We start from the raw sequence: 23,578 nt of genomic DNA, 5'->3' as shown, positions 1-23,578 counted from the left end.
GAGGAGAACGCGGAACGGAGGTGGCGATGAAGCGGACGGAGTCCCAGACCCTGCTGGGAGTGACGCCGGAGGCACTGGAGGAGCCATGGCTCCAGTTCGGCCTCACCCCGCGAGCCGGCCTCCACGCCGAACTGGCCGAGACGGCCGGGCAGGCCCTGCGCGATGGGCTCGCCCGCGACTTCTTCTTCATGCACAAGCCGCCCGGCCTGCGCATCCGGTTCCGCCCGGCGCAGGCCGCCACGGCCCGGCTCGACCTGCTGACCCGCGAGCGACTGGAGGTCTGGCGGGCGGACGGCCTGCTCGAATCGTGGCGCCCCGGCGTGTACGAGCCCGAGACCTATCTGTTCGGCGGGCCCGCCTCGATGCACAGCGTCCACCGCGTCTTCACCGCCGACTCGCTCGCCTGGCTCGGCTACCACCGGGGCGGCCCGGCCGCGCACGGCCCGGCGTGGGCGATGTCGCTGCTCATGATCCATTCGCTGTTCGCCGGGCTCCGGATCCTCGGCTGGGAGGAACTGGGCGTCTGGGAGCGGGTACGCCGCCACCGGCGCCTGGCCCCGGCCGCGCTCGCCGACCCCGGCCTCGCCCGCCTCACCGCCGCGCTCCGCGCGATCTGGCCCTCCCGTACGTCACTGGAGGCCAGGCTGTCCGCCGAGGCGATCGCCCTCGCCGACACCCACCGGCAGGCCGTCGAGCAGGAGAGCGAGCGCTGGTTCCGCGACTACTTCGAGAGCGGCTCGGCTGCCATGGGCCCGCGCGCCGTGGCCGCGTACCTGATCGTCTTCCACTGGAACCGGGCGAACCTGCCCGCCGCCCGCCAGGGCCTGATCACTGAGGCGCTGCTGGCCCGCGAGGCGGGTGACGCCGAATGACCACCAGCCGAACGACCAGCAGCCGAATGATCAGCATGAGCGAGTCCGCCGTGCTCCGGGTCGCGGGACTGCCCATCCGGCTGTGGCTGGCCGCCGCCGCGCCCGGCCTGGCCGCCGGGGTCCGCGCCCTGGAGCACGCCGAGTCCGCCTACCGGCGGGAGGCGGCGGCCCTGGCCGTACGGCTCGGCGAGGAACTGGTGCCGAGACCCGGACTGCCGGCCGAGGCGCGGCGCACCACCCTGTCCGTACGGCGCGGCCTGCACCGGGGCCGCCCGCTGCCGGAAGACCAGAGCGCCCGCCTGAAGCGAATCGCGCCGGAGCTCTCGCCCTGCCTGGACCGGATGCTGGCACTGTCGGCCGACGTCGGGCGGCGCGAGGAGCGGGTGCGAGCCCTCCTCGCGGAGGAACACGACCGGCTGCTCGCCGCGCCGTGGCACCTGCTCCACGAGGTGCCCGGGGGCCGGGCCTGCCTGCCGCCCGAGGTGGTCGCCGACATCGAGCGCCGCCTGTCCGGGGGCGAGCCGTGGACCTCGAAGCGCATGCGCAGGCGCAGCGACTACCTGTGGCGGATGATCGCCAGAGGCGCGGCCAAGACCACGCCCAGAACCTGGCTCGGCCACGTCTGCCTGATCCCCGTCGCACCCACCGGGCCCGGCCTGTCGGTGAACGGGCAGGTCGCCGTCGACTGGACGGAGAACGTCCAGGCCAGACGCCACGACCTGGCCCGCTCGGGCAAGGCGCTCGACCCCGGCCACCTGCTGGCGCTGACGCCGCTGCACCGCATGGAGGGCGACCGCCTCAGGATCTGGACCACCGACCCGGCCTCCGCCGACCACCGCCTGCTCACCTACCGGATGCGGTACGCCGCCGCCCTCGGACCCGTCGTCGAGGCCCTGCGCGGCGGCACCCGCCCGGTGGCGGACCTGGAGCCTGCCGCGCCGCCCGGCTTCGTCGGCAGGCTCGTCGAACTCGGCGTGCTGGAGGTTTCGGCGCCGCTGCGGCAGCGGCCCGGCCGGTGGACGGCGACGACGCCGGAGCACGGAGCTGCGGACACCGGTTTCGTCGACGTCTACCGGCGGGCCGCCGGCGCCTTCACCGCCGACCTGGCGGACCTCCAGCACGCCGTCGAGCAGTACCGCAGGCTCAGCCTCCTGGTCGACGCGGACGCCGGCGGGCGCGCCTCCCGGTTGCGCGAGCGGATCGGCCCCCGGCCGCGTCCCGTCATGGACGTGTTCGCCGAGGAGATCGCGGCCCGCGTCGAGGAGGGGGAACTGGACAAGCGGACGCCGCCCGACCACGGCTGGCCGGTGCCGAGCCGTACGGGCTCGGGGTACGCGCGGCTGCTCGGACTGCTGGCCGCCGCGCCCGGCTGGGACGTCACCGAGGCGATGCTCGACGCCGCCGGAGCGCCGAGGGCCCGGCTCGACTGGCCGGTGGACTGCGTGGTCCGCCCGTTGCCCTCGGGCGGCTGGGCGCTCGACAACCTCGCCCCCGCCGCCGTCCTCGACGCCCGCTTCGTCGAGACCCTGCGGCGGCTGCACGGAACGGTCCCCTCGGCGGAGGCATACCGCGACTTCCTCGCCGAACTCGACCGGATCACCGGCATCCCGTCCGTGGAGCTGCTGATGCCGCCGATGGTGGAGCAGGCCGCCAACGCCGTACGCAGGCCGAGGTACACCTCCGCGTGGACCGGCGACCCCGACCCCCGCCACTACGGCACTGCGTGGGCGGAGGGCGGCGCCCGCTACCTGCCGCTGGGCGAGCTGACCGTCCACAGCGAGGACGGCCGGGCCGTGGTCTGCCACGCCGGCGCCCCGGTGCGGATCTGCACCCATGTGACCCGCACCCCGCTGGTGCCGTGGAGCGTCCTCACCGCGATCCTCTGCGCCGACTCCCCGCAGCACGCGGCGAACGTCAGGCGGCTGCGCCGCTCGCTCACGGCTTTCCCCGGGCAGGCGCACGTCCCGCGCATCACGGTGGCCGGATCGCTGGTGGTCTCCGCCGCCCAGTGGCGCCTCCCCTCGGCGGAACTCGCGGCCGACGGGGACCTCGCCGGGTTCCGCACGCTCACCCGGCTGCGCGACCGGCTCGGTCTGCCCAGGTGGGTGTTCGTCGCGGGCGCCTCCGGCTACCGGCCGCTGGCCTGCGACCTGGACAGCGTCAGGGCGCTGCGGGTGATCGAGCAGGTGCTGAAGGCGGGAGGGGAGGAGCTGACCGTCACGGAGATGCTCCCCGCCGCGGACGAACTGAGCGTGAGCGACCACGGCGGCGGACAGGTCGCCGCCGAGGTCCTGCTCCGACTGCCCCACGCGATGCCGCCCACGGAACTGGCGGCGCTCGCGGCACAGGTTTCGGCCGGATCGACGTGACCGGCCGAAGGTCAGAACACCGAACAGGAGAGGTGGCGACGTCCATGTCCGAGAACACCGCACCCGAGCCCCAGGACGGCACCGAGCCTCAGGACGAGGTCGAGGCCCTGGTCGAGGACCTGGAGGTCCACGGCCTCGACGCCCCCGCAGACGGCACGGTCGGCTGCAGCGGCCACTGCACCGGGACCTGCTGATCCACGAGCCCGCCAGGGGCGCCGGAGCGGCGCCCCTGGCGGATCCCCCCGAACGCCGAAAGGGCAACGCCGTGACACCCACCCACGTGCTGGAGCGGACCGCCGTGCGGGCGGCCGCCGAGACACTGCTTGACGAGTACGCGAGGACGGAAGAGCGCGGCGGGTGCGACGCGGGTCCGGTCGTGCTGGCGACGCTGGTCGCGGGCGGCGAGCGGCCGCCCGGCGACGCGCCCTCGGCCCGCGCCATCGCCGCCTGGCTGCGCGACTTCCGTACCCCGAGCCGCCACCCCGGCCTGTACGGCGCGGGCGCCGCCGGCCGGATGTTCGCCCTGCGGATCGCCGCCGCCACCTGGCCCCGGCTGCACGACCCCTTGAAGGCGCAGCGGGCCAGGCTCGTCGAATACGTGGCCGCCCCGCGCTGGCGGACCTCGCAGGTCGGCTGGGAGGACTACGACCTCATCTGGGGGCCGTCCGGCGTCCTGCTGGCCTTCGCCCTCGACCCGGACGCCACCTGGGCGGAACGGGCCCCGCTGACGGCCGCGCTCGCGCGCCTGTGCCACGGCGAGGACCTGCCCCTGCTGCGGGTGGACCAGTACCACGGGGAGAAGCTGCGCGGGTGGAACGTCGGCCGCGTCAACCTGGGCCTCGCGCACGGCCTGCCCGGCGTCATGACCGCGCTGCGCGCCGCCGCCGAGGCCGACGGCCTCGACGACGGGCTGCGCGAACTGCTCCGGCGCCTCGGCACCCGGCTCGTCGCCGAGTCCTACGTGGACGACAGGGGAGTGATCACCTGGCCGTTCGGCACCACCCGGCCGGACGGCCACCGCGCGCCCAAGGGCACAGGACGGCGGCAGGCGTGGTGCTACGGCTGCCCCGGCAACGCCTGGACGCTGTGGGAGGTCGCCCGCGTCCTCGGCGACGCCGAACTGGGCGCCTTCGCCGCCGAGTCGGCCCGCTCCTTCGTCGCCGCCTACGACGACGAGCTGTACCTGGACGGCCTGGGCCTGTGCCACGGCGCCGCCGGGCTGATGCTGCTGTTCGACGCCTTCGCCGGCTACATGGGCCTGGCCGGGGCGGAGAGCCTCGCCGACCATCTGGCCGCCCACCTGATGGGCCGCCTGGACGAACTGGCCGCGACCGGCTGGTCGTTGCAGGAGGACGCTCCCGGCGTGCTGTCGGCGCTGCTGACCATGACCGGAGGCGACCGGCGGTGGCTCGGCGCCCTGGGACTGCGATGAGCGGCGCCCGCCCCGCCAACGGGGTGCTGGAGGTCGTCCGCGTCCTGCCGCGCATGTCGCCGTGGCTGAGCGCCGCCCTGGCGTTCGTCCTCGTGGCGCAGGCCGTGCTCACCAGCGGGTTCATGCTGGCCAGCGCCGCCGTCGTCGGCGATGTGGCGCAGGGGGCGGCCGACCGGGACACGGCGATGCTGCACCTGGGCGTCCTGATCGCCGTCTTCGTGCTGCGCCTGGGCCTGCAGCCGGTGTCCGGATTCCTGTCCGGGGAACTGGCGCGGCGGCTGGAGGCCAGGCTCGGCCAGACGACCCTCGAAGGGGCGCTGCGCCCGGTCGGCATCGGCCATCTCAGCGACCCGGCCGTGGCCGACCGCATCCAGCTCGCGCAGGGGCTGGCCTCCGGCCATCCGCCGGGCCAGGCCGTGAACTCGCTGGCCCGGCTGGTCTCCAGCAGGCTGGCGGGACTGGCCGCCGCGATCCTGCTGGCCACCGTCGCCTGGTGGCTGCCGCTGCCGCTGGCCGCCGCCTGGATCGCGCTGTCGCGCTGGCGGCTGCGCGAGGTCAAGAAGGCCGTCGACGCGGAAGCGGAGTCGATGCCCGCGCTGCGCCATGCCGCCTACGCCAGGGACCTGGCGATCGGCGACGCCGCCGCCAAGGAGATCAGGGTCTTCGGCTTCCAGGACTGGGCGCACGAGCGCTTCACCCGCGCCTGGCTCGGCGGGATGGACGCCCTCGACGGCTCGGCCAGGCTCCTCAGCCGGACGGCGGGCCCCGTCCTGCTCGCGCTCGCCCACCTCGCCGTCTTCGCCTACCTGGCGCTCGCCGCGGCCGACGGCCGCCTGGACGCGGAGGCCGTCACCGTCGCCCTCCAGGCCACCGCCGGGATGGGCGCCCTGGGCTGGATCGGGGACGTCCAATGGATCCTGACCCGCGCCGGCGCCACCGTCCCCCACGCCCTCGCGATCGGCCGGCTCGACGTGGAGGCCGAGCACCGGGGCGTCGGCGCCACCGCCTCGGACGAGCGGCTGCCCGCGCGGGAGATCAGATTCGAGGACGTCAGGTTCGGTTATCCGGACCGCCCTGTGCTGCAGGGCCTGGACCTCGCCGTCCCGGCCGGGTCGTCGCTGGCGATCGTCGGCATGAACGGGGCGGGCAAGAGCACCCTGATCAAGCTGCTGGCCCGCCTGTACGAGCCGGACACGGGCCGCGTCACGGTGGACGGCACCGACCTGCGCACCATCGACCCGCACACCTGGCGCCGCCAGCTCGCCATCGTCTTCCAGGACTTCGTCCGCTACGAACTGCCGCTGCGCGACAACGTCGGCTTCGGCCGGGTCGGCGCCGACCACTCGGACGCCGCCTTCGACCGCCCCGCCAAACTGTCCGGACTGGGGGACTTCCTGCCCCGCCTCGAAGCCGGATGGGACACCCCGCTGAGCCGCCGCTTCGAGGGCGGCACCGACCTGTCCGGCGGCCAGTGGCAGCGGGTCGCGCTGGCCCGCGCCCTGTTCGCCGTCGAGCACGGCGCCAAGGTGCTGGTGCTCGACGAGCCCACCGCCAACCTCGACGTCCGCGCCGAGGCCGAGATCTACCGGCACTTCCTGGAGATCACCCGCGGCCTCACCACGATCCTGGTGTCCCACCGCTTCGCCACGGTACGGCTCGCCGACCGGATCTGCGTGCTCGGCGACGGCCGGGTCCTCGAATACGGCTCGCACGAGGAGCTGATGGAGCTCGGCGGACGCTACGCCCACCTGTTCACGCTGCAGAGCGAGCCGTTCAGAGAGGCCCGCCATGTCTGACCGAACCTCCCCGCGCGTCGCGCTCCGCTCCATCGCGCTGCTGGTCGGCGCGGCCTTCAAGGCCGACCCCCGCCGCGCCGCGCTCGTCGTCGGCCTCGCGCCCGTGGTCGGCGCCGTCGCCGCCGCCACGGCCGTCGGCCTGCAGCGCATGGTGGACGCCGCCGTCGCCGCCGACCTTCCCGGCATGATCATCGCCGCGCTGATCCTCGCCGGGGCCCTGGTCGTCGGCCAGTTCGCCGCCACGGTCGCCGCCGACCTGCGCATCCGCCTCCAGCAGCGCGTCGGGCTCCTGCTCGACCAGCGCATCATGGAGATGTGCAGCGGCCTGCCGCACCTCGACCACCACGAGTACCCGCCCTACCAGGACCGGCTCGAACTGCTCCGCGCCAACCGCACCTGGCTCGGCTCCGCCTTCGGCGCCCTCGTGGAGAACCTGCGGGCGCTCGTCGCCTTCGGCTCCACCGTCGCGCTGCTGATGAGCGTGCGCGCCGAGTTCCTCCTTCTGCTGCTCCTGGCGCTGCCCACCGTCTTCGCCGCCCGGCGGGGCGAGCGGGCCGTCGCCGGGGCGGAGGAGGCGACCGTCGCGCCCGCGCGGCTCCGCCAGGCCCTGTTCACGACCGCCTGCTCGCCGGGCGCCGCCAAAGAACTGCGCGTGTACGGCCTGCAAGAGGAGATCGCGGGCCGCCACCGCGCCCTGTGGCAGCAGGTGGACGGTCCCCGGCGCAGGGCCGAGGCCAGGACCGCGCTCTGGACGTCGGCCGGCTGGGTGGTCTTCGGCGCCGGGTTCGCCGGCGCGCTCTACCTCGTCGTCACCGCCGCGCTGCGGGGCCAGGCGAGCGCCGGCGACGTCGTCCTGACCGTCGCACTCGCCGGCCAGCTCACCGGCAGTGTGGCGGGGCTGGTCCAGATGCTCACCTGGATGCAGCAGGCGTTGCGCGCCACGGGCTACTACCTGTGGCTCGACGACCACGCCAAGGCCCGGATCCGGCCGCAGCGGGAGTGTGCCCCGCCGCCCGCCGCCGGTGCCGACCTCGTGCTGGAGAACGTCTCCTTCGGCTACCCGGACGCCGCCCGGCCGGTGCTGCGCGAGGTGTCGCTGCGGCTGCCGGCGGGCCGTACGGTCGCGATCGTGGGGGAGAACGGCGCGGGCAAGACGACGCTGGTCAAGCTGCTGTGCAGGCTGTACGACCCGACGGGGGGCCGGATCACGTACGGCGGCACCGATCTGGCCGACTACGACGTGCGCTCCTGGCGCGACCGGGTGACCGCGTGCTTCCAGGACTTCTGCCGACTGGAGTTCCCGCTGCAGGAGTCCGCGGGCATCGGCGACCTGCCCAGGATCGACGACGAGCCCGCCGTGCTGGACGCCCTCGACCGGGCGGGTGCCTCCGCGCTGCCCGGCCTGCTCCCGCACGGGCTGCGCACCCAGCTCGGGCCCACCTTCCCCGGTGGCACCGACCTGTCCGGCGGGCAGTGGCAGAAGATCGCGCTGACCCGGTCGATCATGCGGGAGGCGCCGATCCTGCGCGTCCTCGACGAGCCCGCCGCCAGCCTGGACCCGGCCAGCGAGTACGAGATCTTCCGCCGCTTCCAGCTCGCGGCCGCCGAGTCCACGCACGGGACCGTCACCGTGTTCGTCTCGCACCGGTTCGCGACCGTGCGCACCGCCGACCTCATCGTGGTGCTGGACGGCGGCACGATCCGCGAGTCCGGCAGCCACGAGGAGCTGATGGACCAGGACGGCCTGTACGCCACGCTCTACCGGCTGCACGCCAAGGGCTACGAGGAGACCAGGCCCTCGTGGAGCGACTCCCTCGACTCCCTCGACGACGAGTCCCTGGTGGGTTAGCCGACGGTGCCGACGCGGAGGGGCACGCCGATCCGGTACATGTGCTCCACCGCCTCGCGGTGGGAGGTGAGCAGGCCGGTCTCGTAGTACGGCACGTCGATCCCGGCGCAGTGCTCGCGCACGAGGACCCGGGCGGCGCGCAGGTGCGGGCTCGGCATGTTCGGGAACAGGTGGTGCTCGATCTGGTAGTTGAGCCCGCCCATGGCCAGGTCGGTGAACCACCCGCCGCGCACGTTGCGCGTGGTCAGCACCTGGCGGCGCAGGTAGTCGAGCTTCTCACCGGCCTTGAGCGTCGGCATGCCCTTGTGGCCCGGGGCGAACACCGACCCCAGGTACAGTCCCCACAGTCCCTGGTGGACGGCGAGGAACACCAGCGCCTTCACCGGGGACAGCACCGCGAACAGGGCGGCGAGGTAGACGAGTACGTGCGCGCTCAGCAGGACGCCCTCGACCGCGCGGTGCTTGAGGGTCGGCCGGGTCAGCGAGCGGAACCCGGACACGTGCAGGTTCAGGCCCTCCAGCAGGAGCAGCGGGTAGAACAGGAACGCCTGCCGCCGCGCGATGAACCGGGCCAGCCCCGTGCTGGCCTGCGCCTGCTCGGTGCTCCACACCAGGAAGTCGGGGCTGACGTCGGGGTCGAGCTCCTCGTGGTTGGGGTTGGCGTGGTGGCGGGTGTGCTTGTCCATCCACCAGCCGTAGCCCATGCCGACCATGAGGTTGCCGAGAACCCATCCGGCGTACTGGGTGGGTTTTCTCTTACGGAACACCTGCCGGTGGGCGACGTCGTGGGAGACCAGGGCGACCTGCGCGAACATGACGGCGAAGAAGACCGCCACGAGCAGCTGCCACCACGAGTCGCCGAGCAGGAAGAAGGCGGCCAGCCCGGCACCGTACAGGGCGGCGATGGCGCCGATGCGGACGGCGTAGTAACCGGGGCGGCGGCGCATCAGGCCGGCGTCGGTCACACGTTGGAGCAGCCGGGCGTAGTCGCTGCCGGGAGCGGCGATCGTCTCGGTGGTCATGGGGACGATCCTCTTGGAGATCACCCTACGGACTAAGCCCGCTCACACCCCGATCCGTGGTAGGGCTAGCCCCACCCCCCGAGGCCCCGGACGGCGGAAGCGGGCGCCCGCACGCCCTAAGCTAGTGGGCATGGCCGAGTACATCTACACGCTCCAGCGCGTCCGCAAGGCGCACGGCGACAAGGTTGTCCTGAACGACGTCACGCTGTCGTTCCTGCCGGGGGTGAAGATCGGCGTCCTCGGCCCCAACGGCACGGGCAAGTCCACGTTGCTCCGCATGATGGCGGGCCTGGAGCACCCGTCCAACGGCGATGCCAAGCTCATGCCCGGCTACACCGTCGGCATGCTGCAGCAGGAGCCGCCGCTCAACGAGGAGAAGACCGTCCTCGGCAACGTCGAGGAGGCGGTGGCCGAGACCAAGGCGATGCTCGACCGCTTCAACGAGATCGCCGAGCTGATGGCCACCGACTACAGCGACGCCCTGCTGGCCGAGATGGGCAAGCTGCAGGACGAGCTCGACCACCGCAACGCGTGGGAGCTCGACTCACAGCTGGAGCAGGCGATGGACGCGCTGCGCTGCCCGCCGCCCGACGCCGACGTGACCAAGCTGTCCGGAGGCGAGCGCCGCCGCGTCGCGCTGTGCAAGCTCCTGCTGGAGGCGCCCGACCTGCTGCTGCTCGACGAGCCGACCAACCACCTCGACGCCGAGAGCGTGCAGTGGCTGGAGTCCCACCTGGAGAAGTACGCGGGCACCGTCCTCGCCGTCACCCACGACCGTTACTTCCTCGACAACGTGGCCACCTGGATCCTCGAACTCGACCGGGGTCGCTGCTACCCCTACGAGGGCAACTACTCCACCTACCTGGAGGCCAAGGCGCAGCGTCTGAAGGTCGAGGGCCAGAAGGACGTCAAGCGCAAGAAGCGCCTGGAGGACGAGCTGGAGTGGGTGCGCTCCAACCCGAAGGCCCGCCAGACCAAGAGCAAGGCGCGGCTGCAGCGCTACGAGGAGATGGCGGCCGAGGCCGACAAGCACCGCAAGCTCGACTTCGAGGAGATCCAGATCCCGCCGGGCCCGCGCCTCGGCACCACGGTGATCAGGTCCGAGCAGCTCACCAAGGGCTTCACCGACCGCCTGCTCATGGAGAACCTCACCTTCGACCTGCCGCGCAACGGCATCGTCGGCATCATCGGCCCCAACGGCGTCGGCAAGACCACGCTGTTCCGTATGATCACCGGCAGCGAGAAGCCCGACAGCGGCGCGATCACGGTGGGCGAGACCGTCAAGCTCTCCTACGCCGACCAGAGCCGGGGCGGCATCGACCCGGCCAAGAACGTGTGGGAGGTCGTCTCCGACGGGCTCGACTTCATCAAGGTCGGCCAGGTCGAGGTGCCCTCGCGGGCCTACATCGCGGCGTTCGGCTTCAAGGGCCCCGACCAGCAGAAGAAGGCCGGGGTGCTGTCGGGCGGCGAGCGCAACCGCCTCAACCTGGCGCTCACGCTCAAGCAGGGCGGCAACGTGCTGCTGCTCGACGAGCCGACCAACGACCTCGACACTGAGACGCTGGGCTCGCTGGAGAACGCGCTGCTCGACTTCCCGGGGTGCGCGGTCATCACCTCGCACGACCGGTGGTTCCTCGACCGCATCGCCACGCACATCCTGGCGTGGGAGGAGGGGTCGAACTGGTTCTGGTTCGAGGGCAACTTCGCCGACTACGAGAAGAACAAGATCGAGCGGCTGGGCGCCGACGCCGCCCGCCCCCACCGCGTCACCTACCGCAAGCTGCACCGCGACTGAGGTTCGCGTACTCTGCGGCGCCTCCGTCGCCGCGAGGTCTGTTCAGAGCCTTTGTTACGGGCCTTTGTTAAGGGCCTCTGTTACGGCGAAGCCCGGCTGACACCACCCGTCGGCCGGGCTTCCGGCCTCTCCGGCGCCCCTCACCGCCCCACCGCCCACCGCGACGACGCCCGCATCACGGGTAGCCCGCACGTGCTTTCAGGCGGCACGCGCTGCCCGGCCTGGGAGCCGCCGGGGTGTGCCGACCTCCTGAGCGCGGATACCGTGGTGGGGTGGAAAACTCCCCACCTCGGCGGCACATCTTCCCGCGCGGCATCCGGTTCAGCGACATCGACGCGTTGCGCCACGTCAACAACGTGCGCTTCTTCGACTTCCTGGAGGACGCCAGGCACGCGCTGCTGTTCCTCGACCTTCACCAGGCCGGAGAGACCCCCTTCAGAGGGCTGGTGGTCGCCAGGCACGAGATCGAGTACAGGCGCCCGCTGAACTTCCAGCCCGAGCCGGTGCTCGTGGAGACCTGGGTGACCGGCCTGCGGCCGGTGCGGTTCACGCTGGAGCACGAGGTCACGTCCGACGGAGTCGTGTACGCCTCGGCCCGTTCGGTGATGGTCGCCTACGACGTGGAACGGGCCGCGCCCCGCCGGCTTGAGGAGGACGAACTCGTCCACCTCAAGCGGTACCTGGCCGACTGAGGGACCCGGGGGAGAAATCTCAACCCCGGGTTGGGGAGACTTGCTACGAAGGAGTGTTGACCATGCTCTGCGCCGCGTACTCGAGGTAGTTCCAGAGCTTGGTCTCCAGCTCCTCGGGCAACGCGATCTCGTCGACCGCCACCCGCATGTGCTTGAGCCACGCGTCGCGCGCCGCCTCGTCGACCACGAACGGCGCGTGCCGCATGCGCAGCCGGGGGTGGCCGCGCTCGCGGCTGTAGGTCGTCGGGCCGCCCCAGTACTGGATCAGGAAGCCGCGCAGGCGCTCCTCGGCGCCCTCCATGTCCTCGTCCGGATACATGGGCCGCAGCAAGGGGTCCTCCTTGACGCCCTCGTAGAAGCGGTGCACGAGGCGCCGGAAGGTGTCCTCACCCCCGGCGGCGTCATAGAAGGAAATCTCAGTCACGTCATAACCTTAAGCGTCAGGCGGAGATGACTATTCCCGCGTCGTCGAGGGCCTTCTTGACCCGCAGCCGGAGTTCGCGGGCCACCTCGGCCTGGCGGGCGGGCAGGGTCTTGGCCGAGACGCGGAAGAGCAGGGAGATGTCGGAGACCTGCTCGACGCCGAAGACGATCGGACGTTCGACGACCAGCGTCTCGCGGAAGTCGGGGTCCTCCCAGAGCTTCTCCGCGACCTCCTCCAGCAGGTCGCGCACGATGGCCACGTCGGAGTCGTAGGCCACGGGCACGTCCATGTAGGCGCGCGACCAGCCCTGCGACTCGTTGCCCACGCGGGCGATCGTGCCGTTGCGGACGTACCAGACCCGGCCGTCCGCGTCGCGCAGGCGGGTGATGCGCAGGGTGACCGCCTCGACGGTGCCCACGGCGGCGCCCACGTCGATGACGTCGCCGACGCCGTACTGGTCCTCAAGGAGCATGAACATGCCCGCGATGAAGTCCTTCACGAGCTCCTGCGCGCCGAAGCCGATCGCGACGCCGAGGATGCCGACGCTGGTGAGCAGCGGGGCGATCGGGATGGTCAGGCGGTCGAGGACGGTGAGGATCGCGGTGCCGATGACGACGATCGAGGCGATGTGCTTGAGCACCGAGCCCATCGTCTCGGCCCGCTGCTTGCGGCGTTCGTTGAGGAGCGCGTCGATGCCCTCGATGCCCGGCCCGCCCTTGCGGAAGCGGCCGGTGAAGGGCGCGGAGTTGGAGGCCTGGTTGACCACCCGGGTGATGACGCGGTGGATGAGCTTGCGCACCACGATGGCGATCACCAGGATCATGACGACCACCAGCAGGGTCGCCACGAGGGGCGCCCAGGCGGCGTTCTGGAACCAGCCGGCGAGCATGTTACAGATGGAGTCGTTGGTGCACATCTGCGACATCTGCGTGGTCACTTGGCTGAACTTTCCCTCCAGCCCGCCGGGAGGGGCTGATGGTGTCGGCGTGGGTGATGGCGTGGCCAGCACGTGAAGGATCCTCCCTCGGATGCGGTTCGGTCGGCGGTCGATTCATGGCAAATGCCGCAAAAACGATACCGCCGACCGAACCGGCCGCCGTCACATCACGCCGGGGAAGACGGTTGCCAGAACCGGGGCCGCGGAAGGCGGGCCTGGCACTCCGGTGACGGACGACTCGGACGGCGCGCGCACCCGGAAGCGTGCTCCGTCCGTTCTCCGGGAGGGTTTCCCCCGAACACCCTCCTCGCGGGAGGGCGGTATGCGGGCGCAGAGGCCGGAGCCTGCGGGACGGCCAGGGCGGCCCCTGCCGGGGTCGCCCTCCGCACCGGACGTCCCGCAGGCTCCATGAGGCCGCGTGGGCTCGGTGAGCCGGGGTGACTGCGCTCCACCCGGTTCACCGTCTCGTCACTCCCCCACCGCGGCTAGTACGCGGGCGACCTTGGTCGCCGCTCCGGCCGGATCGTCGGCCGTGTGCATCCGCTCGCCCCAGGACCAGCAGTACCACCAGTCCGGGACGTCGGGCGTCGGCCGGCAGGTGACGTTCTCGGACAGACTCGTCGCCTCGGGATTGATGACCCGGACGAAGGTCCGGCCGGACTGCGTCCTCACCACCCGGGCGAGCAGACCGTGGGTACTGAGTTCCGCCACGAGCCGTTCCAGATGCCCGACGCTGTCGCCGCCCACCTCGTTCCCTCCCTTGAGTCGTGACTGGTGGGCCAAACATGACTCAAGACAGCGGGTGACGCAACGACGCATCCTTGCTCACAGGGAGTCGCTTGTTCCTCATGGGATGTAAGAAACAGTCCTCCGTAGGACGATCCTTATCCCTAAGCTTCAAGTGCACGTTCCCAACTCGCCATCGGTCGTCCATAGTTCCGGTTAGGCGCTGTGCGACCTTCAGGTTACACTGCGTGAACGGTTCGCAACCGTCGGAACTCAGGTGTGAGAGGGGCCGGTATGTCCGGCAGGCAACACAGGGAAACCGAGATGGCGCGGCGCATCCGGGCCAAGGGCCTCGCCGCCGGTCTGACCCATGCGCAGATCGCGGTGGAGATCCACCGGGCCTGCTCGCCTCACTTCGGCACGACGCGCATCAAGAGCCACCGGCTGTCGCACGGCATCGCCCTGGCCGACGTGATCGAGCAGGTGAGAGCCCTGTTCGAGCGCGACAAGAAGCCGCCGCCCGGCATCGGCGAGACGTTGCTGTCGGCCTACGAGAGCGGGCTCAAGCGGCCGGGCCCCGAGTACCTGCACTACCTGTGCATGGTCTACAGCGTCGAGCCGCTGGCCTTCGGCCTCAGCGCCAGTTGCATCTGCGGCAGCGGGCACCGCTCGATCAGCATGGTGCGCCCCAGCGACGACTTCTCCGCCGACCCGCGCGCCGCCAAGCAGCGCGACATGCGGCTCGGGCTCAACGCCGCCCCCGCCCCGTCGACCGACAGCGGCAGCGAGGACGAGAACATCGTCCGGCGCGCGTTGTTAGATCTGCTGACCGGCGACGCGATGTTCGAGAACCCCGCGAGGTCCCTCGACGGCAAGGTGCTCGGCGCCCTCGAAGGCATCCGCCGGCGGATGGACGACACCCTCGTGTCCGCCACGGTCTCCGCCGCCATGCTCGACCAGTGGGAGGAAGCGACGATCAGTTTCGGGCGTCAGTACACCACCACGGCTCCGCTGCGGCTGTTGTGCGACGTCATGCTCGAACTGAACGCCGTCCGCATCGCGATGGCGCACCGCCAGCCCATCGATCTCCAGGAGCGGCTGTGCCGGATGGCGGCGCAGCTCGCCGGCCTCTGCGGAATGATCATGATCAACCTGGGCGACCACCGGCTGGCCCGGTCCTTCTTCCGCACCGGGCGCACCGCGGCCGACGAGACCGGCGACCGCGCGCTGCGCGCGTGGATCACCGCGCGCGAGGCCCTGGTCCCGCTCTACTACGGCGACGCCCGGGAGGCGCTCAACCTCGCCAAGAAGAGCCGCGACCTGGCCGGGCACACGGCGTGCGCCGCCCAGGCCATGGCACCGGTGATCGAGGCGCGCGCGCTCGCCACGATCTCGGGCATCGACAGCAAGAAGGAAGTGGTCGACCAGGCCAAACGCGCGCTCACCCGGGCGCGTACGGCCTTCAGCAACATGAAGGAGGACGAGCAGGAGGACACCGCCTTCGGCTACACGGAGAAGCAGCTGTTCTTCTACCAGGGCGACGTGCTCACCAAGCTCGGGCAGACGCTGGAGGCCGACGCGGTCCTCGAACAGGCCCTCCAGAAATACTCCGACCACATCCTCGACCAGACCCTGATCCGGCTCGACATGGCGACCTGCCGCCTCCTGGAGGGCAACCTCGACGAGGCGCTCAACATCGCCACCCACGCTTTCCAACTGCTCGGGCAGGAGTACCGCACCGACTTCATCATGCGGCCCGCGTTCGAGTTCGAGAAGGCGATCAGGGTCCGTGACCCCAACCACCCGGGACTGCGCGCCTTCGGCGAGCAACTGCGCACCAGGAGCATGACCGGCAGAGGGAGCAATGGTGCCTGATGCTGAAGATCAGACGCTACCGATGGTCTGACCTGGACACCATTCTCGCTCTGCACCGGATCGCCCTCGCCCAGGTCGGTCTGGTGCCGGGCGACGGTGTCTACTACGACGACGACTTCCCCCGCATCCAGGAGATCTACCTGGCGTGCGGGGGCGACTTCCTGGTGGGGGAGGCCGGTGGGCGGGTCGTCGCGATGGGCGGCTTGAGACCGATCGACCCGTCGTGCGTTGAACTGTGCCGGTTGCGGGTGCACCCTGCCCATCAGGGGCGCGGTCATGGGTCGACGATGCTGGAGGCGCTGGAGGCGCGGGCGATGGAGCTCGGCTTCCAGAGCATGCGGGGAGACACGACGGTGCGGCAGGAGGTGGCGCTGGCGCTCTACACGCGCCGAGGCTGGCGGGAGACCGCCCGCGAGCAGGTGGGCAGCCACGTGATCGTGTACGTCCACAAGCCGCTCATCACCACGACGGCGGACCTCTGACCGCCGGCGATCCGGAATCGGGCTCCGGCCGCGCCACGTGAGTCGCATCCGGCACCGGCTCGTCCGGGATCCTCCTCAAGGACCCTTCTGTCAGGGCTTCAAGGACCCTTCTGTTACGGCCCAGCCATGGCGACCCCTCCCTCCGTCGCCTCTCGCCGGCCTCCAAGGCGCTACTCCCCGCTCCACCCCCCACCGCAACGCCGCCCTCTTACCCCCGGCCCGGCCCGCGCCGGCCGCCGTGATCCGGCGCCGATCTCACCGCACCCCTTCTGTCTGTTCGGCGCCGAAGACAGCCCGCGCGAGCTGAGGTCTGCTCCCTTGGCAGCGCCTGACCGAGTCCGCCGGTTCGTCTGCCCACGCCGCGCTGTCCGCCTACGCCGGCCCCGTCATACGGTTCGCCGGCCACCTGCTCACGCTTGTGCACCCTCACTCACGCGCAATCCGTGCTTGGCGGCTGCCCACGCTTGCCGGAGAAGGGAGGGGCGAGGGTGGTCAGGGTGGGTTGCTTCGAGGGTGGGGAACAGGTGGATGGTTACGCTGTGTGAGGGGCGGCGGGGTGTGAGAACGGGTGGGAAATGGTCCGGCGCTTATCGGTGAATAGCCCGGTGCGATGGGCCGCCGGATAGTGATGTGCAAACCTCCGGGTGAGTACCTTCACACTGAGTGGTAGATGAGCATCACCAGCGCCAACGTGTGCTGCGACCACTTCGGATTGTAGTGAGATGCTTCCAACATGGCAGGCGTGCCCGCTCCCCGACCCCTCCTGGGAGCCGTGCTTCTGTTGTTCGTCAGCGCCGCTTGGGGGTCGGCGTTTCCGCTGATGAAGGATCTCATTGTCCGGTTACCAGTAGAGGATCTGCTCGCGGAGCGTTACAGCATCGCGGCGCTCACCCTCGTGGCCATCCGGCCGAGGTGCCTGCGCGGGCTGTCGCGCGAGACGTGGGCGGCCGGGATCGCGCTCGGCCTGATGTTCGGGGTCGGTCAGTTCGCCCAGGCGGTGGCTCTGGACGACCTGCCCTCGTCGGTGTCCGGCTTCGCGGTGGGCAGCAGTGTGATCATCACGCCGTTGCTGGGGCTGGCGCTGTTCCGCGTGAAGGTGCAGGGCCGCGTCTGGGCGGGGGTCGTGCTGGCCATGGCCTCGATGGGCGTGTTCAGCATCCTCAGCGGGGGCGAGGACCAGGACATCCACCAGGGCGCGCTGGCGGCGACGCTCGGCGCGGCGGCCCTGTACTCGGGCCACACGCTGCTGCTCGCCCGCGTCTCCCGTGCTCCGCGTTCCGGCAGTTTCAACGCCTACGCCGTGACGGTCATCCAACTCGGCACGATCGGCGGGCTCACCGGCGTGTACGCGGGCCGCGACGGTCTCGTGATGCCCGCGACGAACGGCGACTGGCTCATCCTGGCGCACCTGTCGGTGGTGGCGTGCGCGCTCGGGTTCTTGGCACGGTCCTACGGCCAGGTGCACGTCCCGGCGGTGCCGAGCGCGGTGCTGATGTCGTCGCAGCCGTTGTGGGTGTCGGCGATCGCGGTCGTCTGGTTCGGCGAGCAGGTGGGCCTGAGCCTCCTGGTCGGCGGCGGACTGATGGGGGCGGCGATGCTGCTGGCCATCTCGGCGCCGAGGGATCCCGAACCGGCCGACGACTCCGGCCCCGAGGGCCCGCCGGGCCCGTCGTGCTCGTCGAACCTGGCGTTACTCGAAGTGTCCCGCCGTGCGTCGCAGGTGCTCGCCGACCTGCGGGTCAAGCACGACGAGCCGGTACGGTTCGACCGTGCGCCCTCGGCGTACCCGATGCTGGCGGGGTGTGGTGAGCAGGCGTGTCCGTGGAGCAACCGGGCGGTGAAGGGCGGCGACGAGCCGAGCCTCGACCGGATGCTCCAGCGGGCGAGCGCGATCGTCAGGGCGCGCAGCATGCCGGGGCCGGGCTGCTGCCGGTCGGTGACGGTGCTGGGCCGCTGCCTGTGCGAACTCGTCGAGGAGTCGGAGCAGGCGAAAACGACCGCCTCATGGTTTCGGCCACATTAAAAACCATATATCGGACAAAATCAACAACGCCCATTACCCATCTCCAAAGGAACTTATTCCTTATAAATCTTGATATTCGGTGGAGTGTCCGAATAATGGTGAAATATCCTTGTACTAGAGAGGTGCACCATGAAACGCATCGTCATTCGGAAACCGGGAACAGCGAAGCTCACCGGTACCTCCAGCGTCATCCACAAGGGGTGAGAGGAGACCGGTCCCACCTGAGGGTCCAGGGTGCACCGCCCGACCGGTGGGATGCCGTGCCGCTGCTGATGCCGATTGTCGACGCGCATCGCCGTCTCCACGGCCCCTACACCGCAGGGTCGGCGCTCCTGCACCACCTGGTGCCGATCGCCCTGGAACGTTCCCGAGATCTCGTCGCCGCCCACGACATCGAGATCAGGGCGGTGGCACCCGGTCTGCGCGACGCGGTGCCCGCCGCGCGCACCCCGCTCGACGACGCCCTCGCCGAAGACGAGCGGATCCTGGTCCCCGCGCCCCGCCGTACGCTCAGGCTGGCGAACGGGGTGGCGGAGTTCGTGCGCGCGGTCGCGCCGCCCGGCACGGCCCTGGTGGTGAGCAACGGCTCGGCCGCCGATCCGACCGACGGCGAACTGCTCGCCGTGCTCGCGCGGCGGATCCCGGCCGACCGGCTGACGGTCGTGGTCTACGCCGACGGCCCCGCGCCGCCGGCCGACGAACGCGGCCCCGACGAGTTGTGGGAGGAGGTCGACCGCTGCGTCCGGGAGGGATTCCTGCACGCGGTGGCCGAGCTCGGCGAACTCGGGATGGGCCGGGCGCTTCCCGGCAGTCCGGCGTGGTGGCGGTTCGCCCAGCGCACCGCCACCGCGCTCGGCGGCCTCGGCCGTACGGCGGAGGCCCGGCGGCTGTGGGAGCGGACCCGCAGGGTGAGCCAGGACCCGGCCGTCCACGCGGCGGGCGCGTACGGCATCGCGATGCTCGACGCCCGCCACCGCGACCCGGCCCGGCGTGACCTCGGCCGCGCCAGAGGCTGGCTCAACCAGGCCATCGCGATCTCCGAGTTGCTGCCCGACCCCATGGAACGGGCCTTCAAACTGGGCTTCGACCGTAACGGCCTGGCACTGGTGGAAGTCCGGCTGGGCAAGATCGAACGCGCGCTCCGCCTGGTCGACTCGGCCCTGGAGCTGGCGGCCGAGCTGGGGGAGCGCCACCCGCTGCACCGGATGGTCCTGCTGGCCAACCGGGCGCAGCTGCTGGCGGCGCTGGGACGCACGCAGGAGGCGCTGGAGGACTACGCCGCCGCCATCGCCATCGACCCGTTCTTCCCCGACTACTACGTGGACCGGGGCAATCTGTGGTTCTCGCTCGGCGAGCACGACCGGGCGCTGGCCGACTACGAGAACGCGATGCGGGCGGGCCCGCCGCTGCCGGAGGCGTACTACAACCGGGCCGAGCTGCGCATCGCGCGGGGCGACCCGGAGGGGGCGCTGGCCGATCTGACGCACGTGCTCGAACTCGACCCCGGCTACCTCGACGCCTACATCAACCGGGCGGGGCTGCTGGCCGCCGCCGGACGCGACGACGAGGCGCGGAGCGACGTCAACGCCGGGCTGGTGGTCGGGCCGGGCAACCCGTATCTGCTGGCGGTGCTCGGCCAGCTGGAGACCGCGGCAGGGCGGGCGCAGGCGGCGATGAGCGCCTTCGACCTGGCCATCGCGGCGGCGCCCAGCCTGGCGGGGGCCTGGGCGAACCGCGGCGTGCTGCGCTTCGAGACCGGCGACGCCGAAGGCGCGGTCGCCGACCTCAGCCGGGCGATCGAGCTGGAGCCTCAGGCCGACCTGTACGCCAACCGGGCGGTGGGCCTGCGCGCACTCGGCCGGACGGCGGAGGCGGAGGCCGACGAACAGCTGGCCGCAGCCCTCTGATCGCCTGCGGAATTGGGCATGATGAAGGGCATGTGGGGGCGGCTGGGCAGGGCGGGGGCGGTCTACGCGGCACTGGGAGTGCTGTGGTGGGCGAGCGTCGAGCTGGTGTACAAGGGGGTCGGCTGCGAGGCGTGGCCGTGCCTGTACCCGCTGGTCGGCGGGCAACTGGCGATCACCGGGAGCGTGCTGGTGGTGGCGGGGTACGCGTTGCGCGCGACCCGGGTCGCCCCGGCGCGGAACACGGCGCTGCTGGCGGCCGGGCTGTTCGTGTCGTTCCGGCTGGGCTACCTGTTCGTCTCCGACTGGCCGGGCTGGGTGCCCCACAGCGTGGTGACGGCGGCGCAGTTCGGCGCGGCGGGCGTGGTGGCGGCGTTCACCACGGACCGGCAGGTCAGGGCGCGCTACCGGGCGGTGGCGCTGGGCGCGACGGCGGCGGTGGTCCCGCTGGTCTTCGCCTGGACGGTGCTGACCGGCACCCGGTGAGCTGTCCATTACCGGACACGGGCCACCTGGGGTCCCCGGCCTGGCGCTAGCGTGATCGCCTCGGGGCCGGACCCTGGAGGCGTTCATGGTGATCGGACGGCGGCTCGGGGGTGCGCTCAGGCGTACCCTCCCGGCGGTGTTCGCGACGGTGCTCGTGGTGGTTCCCGCAGGTGGGTGCGGGCACAGCGGGGCGGGGGCGAGCGCTGCGGCGGGGATGCGGGTGACCGTACCGTCGCTGGACGGCGAGCGGCTCGACGCGGCCCAGCGCCGGGTGCAGCGGCTCGGCCTCAGGCTCGTCTCGCGGGGGTTGACGCCGTCGTCGATCTGCCGTCCCGACGAGGTCTGCCTCATCCACTCGGTACGGCCCGCGCCGGGCCGGCCGGTGCCGTGGGGCACGACGGTCGAGGTCGGGTTCCTGACGACGGCCGAGTGGCGCTTCTATCGCACGCATGCCCGGATGCCCAGGGCCGTCGGCCGCGACAGCGCCTGGACGCGGAAGGTCTTCGGGCAGGTTATCGACCTGGTGCGGGTGTCGCGGAAGCCGTCGCGGCGGATGCGGCCGGGCGTGGACCGGGTGGTGGCGCAGTGGCCGAGTCCTGGGGCGCCGCTGGTGATCGGGCAGGAGATCAGGCTGGTCGTCGGGTTCAACTGGGGCGGGCGGGAGCGTCTGTACTGCCCGCGCCGCTGGTGGTGCTGAGTCTTGACACACGAAGGAGCGCGGGGCCATGGTGTTCCGTATGCGGAACAACGCCCGCTTCACCCATGTCCAGCCGATCGGTCTCGACAAGGTCGCGGCAGCCGCCGGGTCCGACCCCGACGTCCTGCGGCTGGAGAACCTCGACACCGACGTCCCCCCGCCGCCCGCCGCCGTGGAAGCCACCGCCAGAGCGCTCACCGAAGGCCGGGGCAACAGCTGGCTGCCCCTGAACGGCCTGCCGGAACTGCGTGAGGCCATCGCCGCCGACCTGCGCGTGCGCACCGGCCTCGACTACGACCCGATCAGACAGATCGTGGTCACCTCCGGCGGCACCTCGGCGGTCATGCCCGTCCTGCTGGCCACCACCCAGCCGGGCGAGCGCGTCGTCCTCACCGACCCCACCTACGCCGGGCTGTTCCAGCGTGTACGGCTGTCCGGGGCCGAACCGCACCTGGTGCCCCTCGTCGTCGCGGACGGCGGCTGGCGCCTGGACCGCGAGGCGCTCGAACGGGTGGACCACGCGGCGGCGCTGCTGCTCATGAGCCCGTCCATGCCCTCGGGCGTCGTCTTCGACCACGACGACTGGGCCGCCGTCGCCCGCGTGTGCGAGCGCACGGACGCCTACCTGATCTACGACGCCGCGATGGAGCGCATCGTCTACGACGGCCACCCGCGAATCAACCCCTGCCGGGTCGCCGGGCTGGCCGAGCGGACCGTCGTCATCGGATCGGTGTCCAAGGAGTACCGGATGATCGGCTGGCGGATCGGCTGGGTCGCCGGGCCGCCGCAGATCATGGAGCGGATCGGGGTCACGACGATCTACAACACCACGGTCGCCAGCGGCTTCGCCCAGATGGGAGCGGCGGTCGCGCTGTCGCAGCCGAGCGGCGTCGAGGCCGCCGTGGCCGAGTACCAGGCCCGCCACGACACCGTGATCGAGCAGCTCGACGGGCTGCCGGTGGTGCGGGCGGGCGGCGGCTGGTCGTGCCTGGTCGACGCCGAGGCGATCGGGATGAGCGCGCCCGAGTTGTCGGCGCGGCTGCTCGAACGCGGACGCGTAGCCGCCACCCCGATGACGGCCTGGGGTGAGAAGGTGGCCGGCAGGTACGTACGGCTCGTCTACAGCGCCGAGCCCGTCGGGCGGCTGCTGGAGCTGCGCGCCCGCTTCTCTGCCGCCATCGGCTGAAGCCCCTTACCCCGCCGAGGGGTCGCCGGTGAACAGGAGCGTCTTGCCCGTGACCGCGCGCGCCTCCATCGCGGCGTGCGCCTTCGCCGCCTCGGACAGCGGCAGGCGCAGGCCGATCGTGGGACGCAGCCGACCGGCCGCCGCCTCGGCCAGCGCCATGACCGACAGGTCACGGGGCCGGGTCGCCGGCCACTCGACCGGGGTGACGCCGGGGCCGGGGACGGTCATGGGGCCGCCCGCCATGCCGTACGAGCTGAGGCGGCCGCCCTCGCGCAGCAGCGTCTGGGCGCTCGCCCCGACCTGCCCGCCGACCCCGTCGTAGACCAGGTCGAGTTCCTTGACCTTCTCCCGGACCCGCTCGGGCCAGTCGGGGGCGGTGTAGTCGACGACCACGTCGGCGCCGAGTTCGCGGGCCCGGTCGAGTTTGGCCGGGCTGCTCGCCGCGCCGATCACGTGCGCCCCGGCCGCCTTCGCGAGCTGCACCAGCAGGCTGCCGACCCCGCCGCCCGCCGCCTCGACCAGCACCCACTCGCCGGGCCGGGGCGCGGCGGCGCTGTGCAGGCCCAGCGCCGTGCGGCCGTCGGCCAGCAACGCGGCGGCGGCGGCCAGGGACACGCCGTCGGGCACCGGGATCGGCTCGTCGGCGGGTACGGCCACGCGTTCGGCGTACCCGCCGGTACCGCCGGTCGTGCTCACCACCCGCGTGCCTGCGAACTCGCCGGTCAGCGCCGTGCCCGCGACCCCGTTGCCGAGCACGGCGGGCAGCGGGACCCGGCGTGGGCCCCGGTCGGCGCGAACCTGCGTCTCCACGAAGGTCACACTCGCCACGGCCACCTCGACCAGCACCTGGCCGGGGCCGGGCGCCGGCTCCGGCACCTGCTCCTCGACGAGGTTGTCCGGGCCGCCGTATTCTCTGAGCACGATCGCTCTCATCACAGACCTCCACGTTCTGAACGGAGCACACTCTAACGGAGCGAAATACTCCGCTAGAGGTGACCCCGCCGTGCTTGA

The 23,578-nt window shown here is 71.8% G+C and carries 20 protein-coding genes; 15 read left to right on the top strand and 5 right to left on the bottom strand.

Annotated features, from left to right (window positions below; genetic code table 11):
* Positions 1-26 precede the first annotated feature (26 nt).
* From ABD120_RS04160 to ABD120_RS04135, 6 genes are all read left to right on the top strand, one after another.
* The gene (locus ABD120_RS04160) at positions 27-872 is read left to right on the top strand and encodes a thiopeptide-type bacteriocin biosynthesis protein (RefSeq protein WP_343948330.1); all 846 of its coding nucleotides are present in this window, start codon (positions 27-29) and stop codon (positions 870-872) included.
* A gap of 35 nt (positions 873-907) precedes the next feature.
* Positions 908-3,241: a hypothetical protein gene (locus ABD120_RS04155; protein WP_343948329.1), complete on the top strand. Its 2,334-nt coding sequence runs from the start codon at positions 908-910 to the stop codon at positions 3,239-3,241.
* Between the two features lie 44 nt (positions 3,242-3,285).
* Positions 3,286-3,435, top strand: coding sequence for a hypothetical protein (locus ABD120_RS04150; protein WP_343948328.1), 150 nt, complete (start codon positions 3,286-3,288; stop codon positions 3,433-3,435).
* A gap of 71 nt (positions 3,436-3,506) precedes the next feature.
* Entirely contained in the window at positions 3,507-4,673 is a 1,167-nt protein-coding gene (locus tag ABD120_RS04145) for a lanthionine synthetase LanC family protein (RefSeq protein WP_343948327.1), read from the top strand.
* On the top strand, positions 4,670-6,469 hold the full coding sequence (locus tag ABD120_RS04140; protein WP_343948326.1) for an ABC transporter ATP-binding protein: 1,800 nt from the start codon (positions 4,670-4,672) through the stop codon (positions 6,467-6,469). The genes ABD120_RS04145 and ABD120_RS04140 overlap by 4 nt, the downstream gene beginning before the upstream one ends.
* Positions 6,462-8,318 carry an ABC transporter ATP-binding protein gene (locus ABD120_RS04135; RefSeq protein ID WP_343948325.1) on the top strand — a complete coding sequence of 619 codons (1,857 nt, stop codon included), beginning with the start codon at positions 6,462-6,464 and terminating at the stop codon, positions 8,316-8,318. The genes ABD120_RS04140 and ABD120_RS04135 overlap by 8 nt, the downstream gene beginning before the upstream one ends.
* Here ABD120_RS04135 and ABD120_RS04130 read toward each other — a convergent pair.
* Positions 8,315-9,340, bottom strand: a complete 1,026-nt coding sequence (locus ABD120_RS04130; RefSeq protein ID WP_343948324.1) for a fatty acid desaturase family protein — start codon at positions 9,338-9,340, stop codon at positions 8,315-8,317. The genes ABD120_RS04135 and ABD120_RS04130 overlap by 4 nt on opposite strands.
* Before the next feature lie 130 nt (positions 9,341-9,470).
* Between ABD120_RS04130 and ettA the strand changes: the two genes are divergently transcribed.
* Together ettA and ABD120_RS04120 are read left to right on the top strand one after the other, a co-directional pair.
* A complete protein-coding gene (gene ettA, locus ABD120_RS04125; RefSeq protein ID WP_343948323.1) occupies positions 9,471-11,135 on the top strand; it encodes an energy-dependent translational throttle protein EttA in 1,665 nt (554 codons plus the stop codon).
* Between the two features lie 272 nt (positions 11,136-11,407).
* Positions 11,408-11,827: an acyl-CoA thioesterase gene (locus ABD120_RS04120; RefSeq protein ID WP_343948322.1), complete on the top strand. Its 420-nt coding sequence runs from the start codon at positions 11,408-11,410 to the stop codon at positions 11,825-11,827.
* A 43-nt stretch (positions 11,828-11,870) separates the two neighbouring features.
* On the opposite strand, the gene ABD120_RS04115 is transcribed toward ABD120_RS04120, so the two are convergent.
* From ABD120_RS04115 to ABD120_RS04105, 3 genes are all read right to left on the bottom strand, one after another.
* The gene (locus tag ABD120_RS04115; RefSeq protein WP_343948321.1) at positions 11,871-12,251 is read right to left on the bottom strand and encodes a globin; all 381 of its coding nucleotides are present in this window, start codon (positions 12,249-12,251) and stop codon (positions 11,871-11,873) included.
* Positions 12,252-12,267: 16 nt separating this feature from the next.
* Positions 12,268-13,188 (bottom strand): mechanosensitive ion channel family protein, encoded by a 921-nt coding sequence (locus ABD120_RS04110; protein ID WP_343948320.1) that lies wholly within the window; start codon positions 13,186-13,188, stop codon positions 12,268-12,270.
* Between the two features lie 468 nt (positions 13,189-13,656).
* Positions 13,657-13,935 (bottom strand): hypothetical protein, encoded by a 279-nt coding sequence (locus tag ABD120_RS04105; RefSeq protein ID WP_343948319.1) that lies wholly within the window; start codon positions 13,933-13,935, stop codon positions 13,657-13,659.
* 303 nt (positions 13,936-14,238) lie between these two features.
* Between ABD120_RS04105 and ABD120_RS04100 the strand changes: the two genes are divergently transcribed.
* The 7 genes from ABD120_RS04100 to ABD120_RS04070 all read left to right on the top strand — a co-directional run bounded on the left by ABD120_RS04100 (position 14,239) and on the right by ABD120_RS04070 (position 22,567).
* Entirely contained in the window at positions 14,239-15,789 is a 1,551-nt protein-coding gene (locus ABD120_RS04100; RefSeq protein ID WP_343948318.1) for an NsdA family TPR-like regulatory protein, read from the top strand.
* Complete coding sequence (locus tag ABD120_RS04095; protein ID WP_343948317.1) at positions 15,789-16,271, top strand: GNAT family N-acetyltransferase; 483 nt, start codon at positions 15,789-15,791, stop codon at positions 16,269-16,271. The genes ABD120_RS04100 and ABD120_RS04095 overlap by 1 nt, the downstream gene beginning before the upstream one ends.
* Before the next feature lie 733 nt (positions 16,272-17,004).
* The gene (locus ABD120_RS04090; RefSeq protein WP_343948316.1) at positions 17,005-18,294 is read left to right on the top strand and encodes a DMT family transporter; all 1,290 of its coding nucleotides are present in this window, start codon (positions 17,005-17,007) and stop codon (positions 18,292-18,294) included.
* Between the two features lie 272 nt (positions 18,295-18,566).
* Positions 18,567-20,201 (top strand): tetratricopeptide repeat protein, encoded by a 1,635-nt coding sequence (locus ABD120_RS04085; protein WP_343948315.1) that lies wholly within the window; start codon positions 18,567-18,569, stop codon positions 20,199-20,201.
* A gap of 18 nt (positions 20,202-20,219) precedes the next feature.
* The gene (locus tag ABD120_RS04080; RefSeq protein ID WP_343948314.1) at positions 20,220-20,684 is read left to right on the top strand and encodes a hypothetical protein; all 465 of its coding nucleotides are present in this window, start codon (positions 20,220-20,222) and stop codon (positions 20,682-20,684) included.
* 85 nt (positions 20,685-20,769) lie between these two features.
* Positions 20,770-21,381, top strand: coding sequence for a PASTA domain-containing protein (locus ABD120_RS04075; protein ID WP_343948313.1), 612 nt, complete (start codon positions 20,770-20,772; stop codon positions 21,379-21,381).
* A 40-nt stretch (positions 21,382-21,421) separates the two neighbouring features.
* Positions 21,422-22,567 carry a pyridoxal phosphate-dependent aminotransferase gene (locus ABD120_RS04070; RefSeq protein WP_343948312.1) on the top strand — a complete coding sequence of 382 codons (1,146 nt, stop codon included), beginning with the start codon at positions 21,422-21,424 and terminating at the stop codon, positions 22,565-22,567.
* A 6-nt stretch (positions 22,568-22,573) separates the two neighbouring features.
* Here ABD120_RS04070 and ABD120_RS04065 read toward each other — a convergent pair whose 3' ends face one another.
* Positions 22,574-23,500 (bottom strand): zinc-binding dehydrogenase, encoded by a 927-nt coding sequence (locus ABD120_RS04065; RefSeq protein WP_343948311.1) that lies wholly within the window; start codon positions 23,498-23,500, stop codon positions 22,574-22,576.
* Positions 23,501-23,578: the final 78 nt, after the last annotated feature.

Origin of the sequence: Nonomuraea longicatena (assembly GCF_039525605.1) — a bacterium.
Lineage (GTDB): Bacteria > Actinomycetota > Actinomycetes > Streptosporangiales > Streptosporangiaceae > Nonomuraea > Nonomuraea longicatena.
This window is presented reverse-complemented; position numbering and strand designations above follow the sequence as displayed.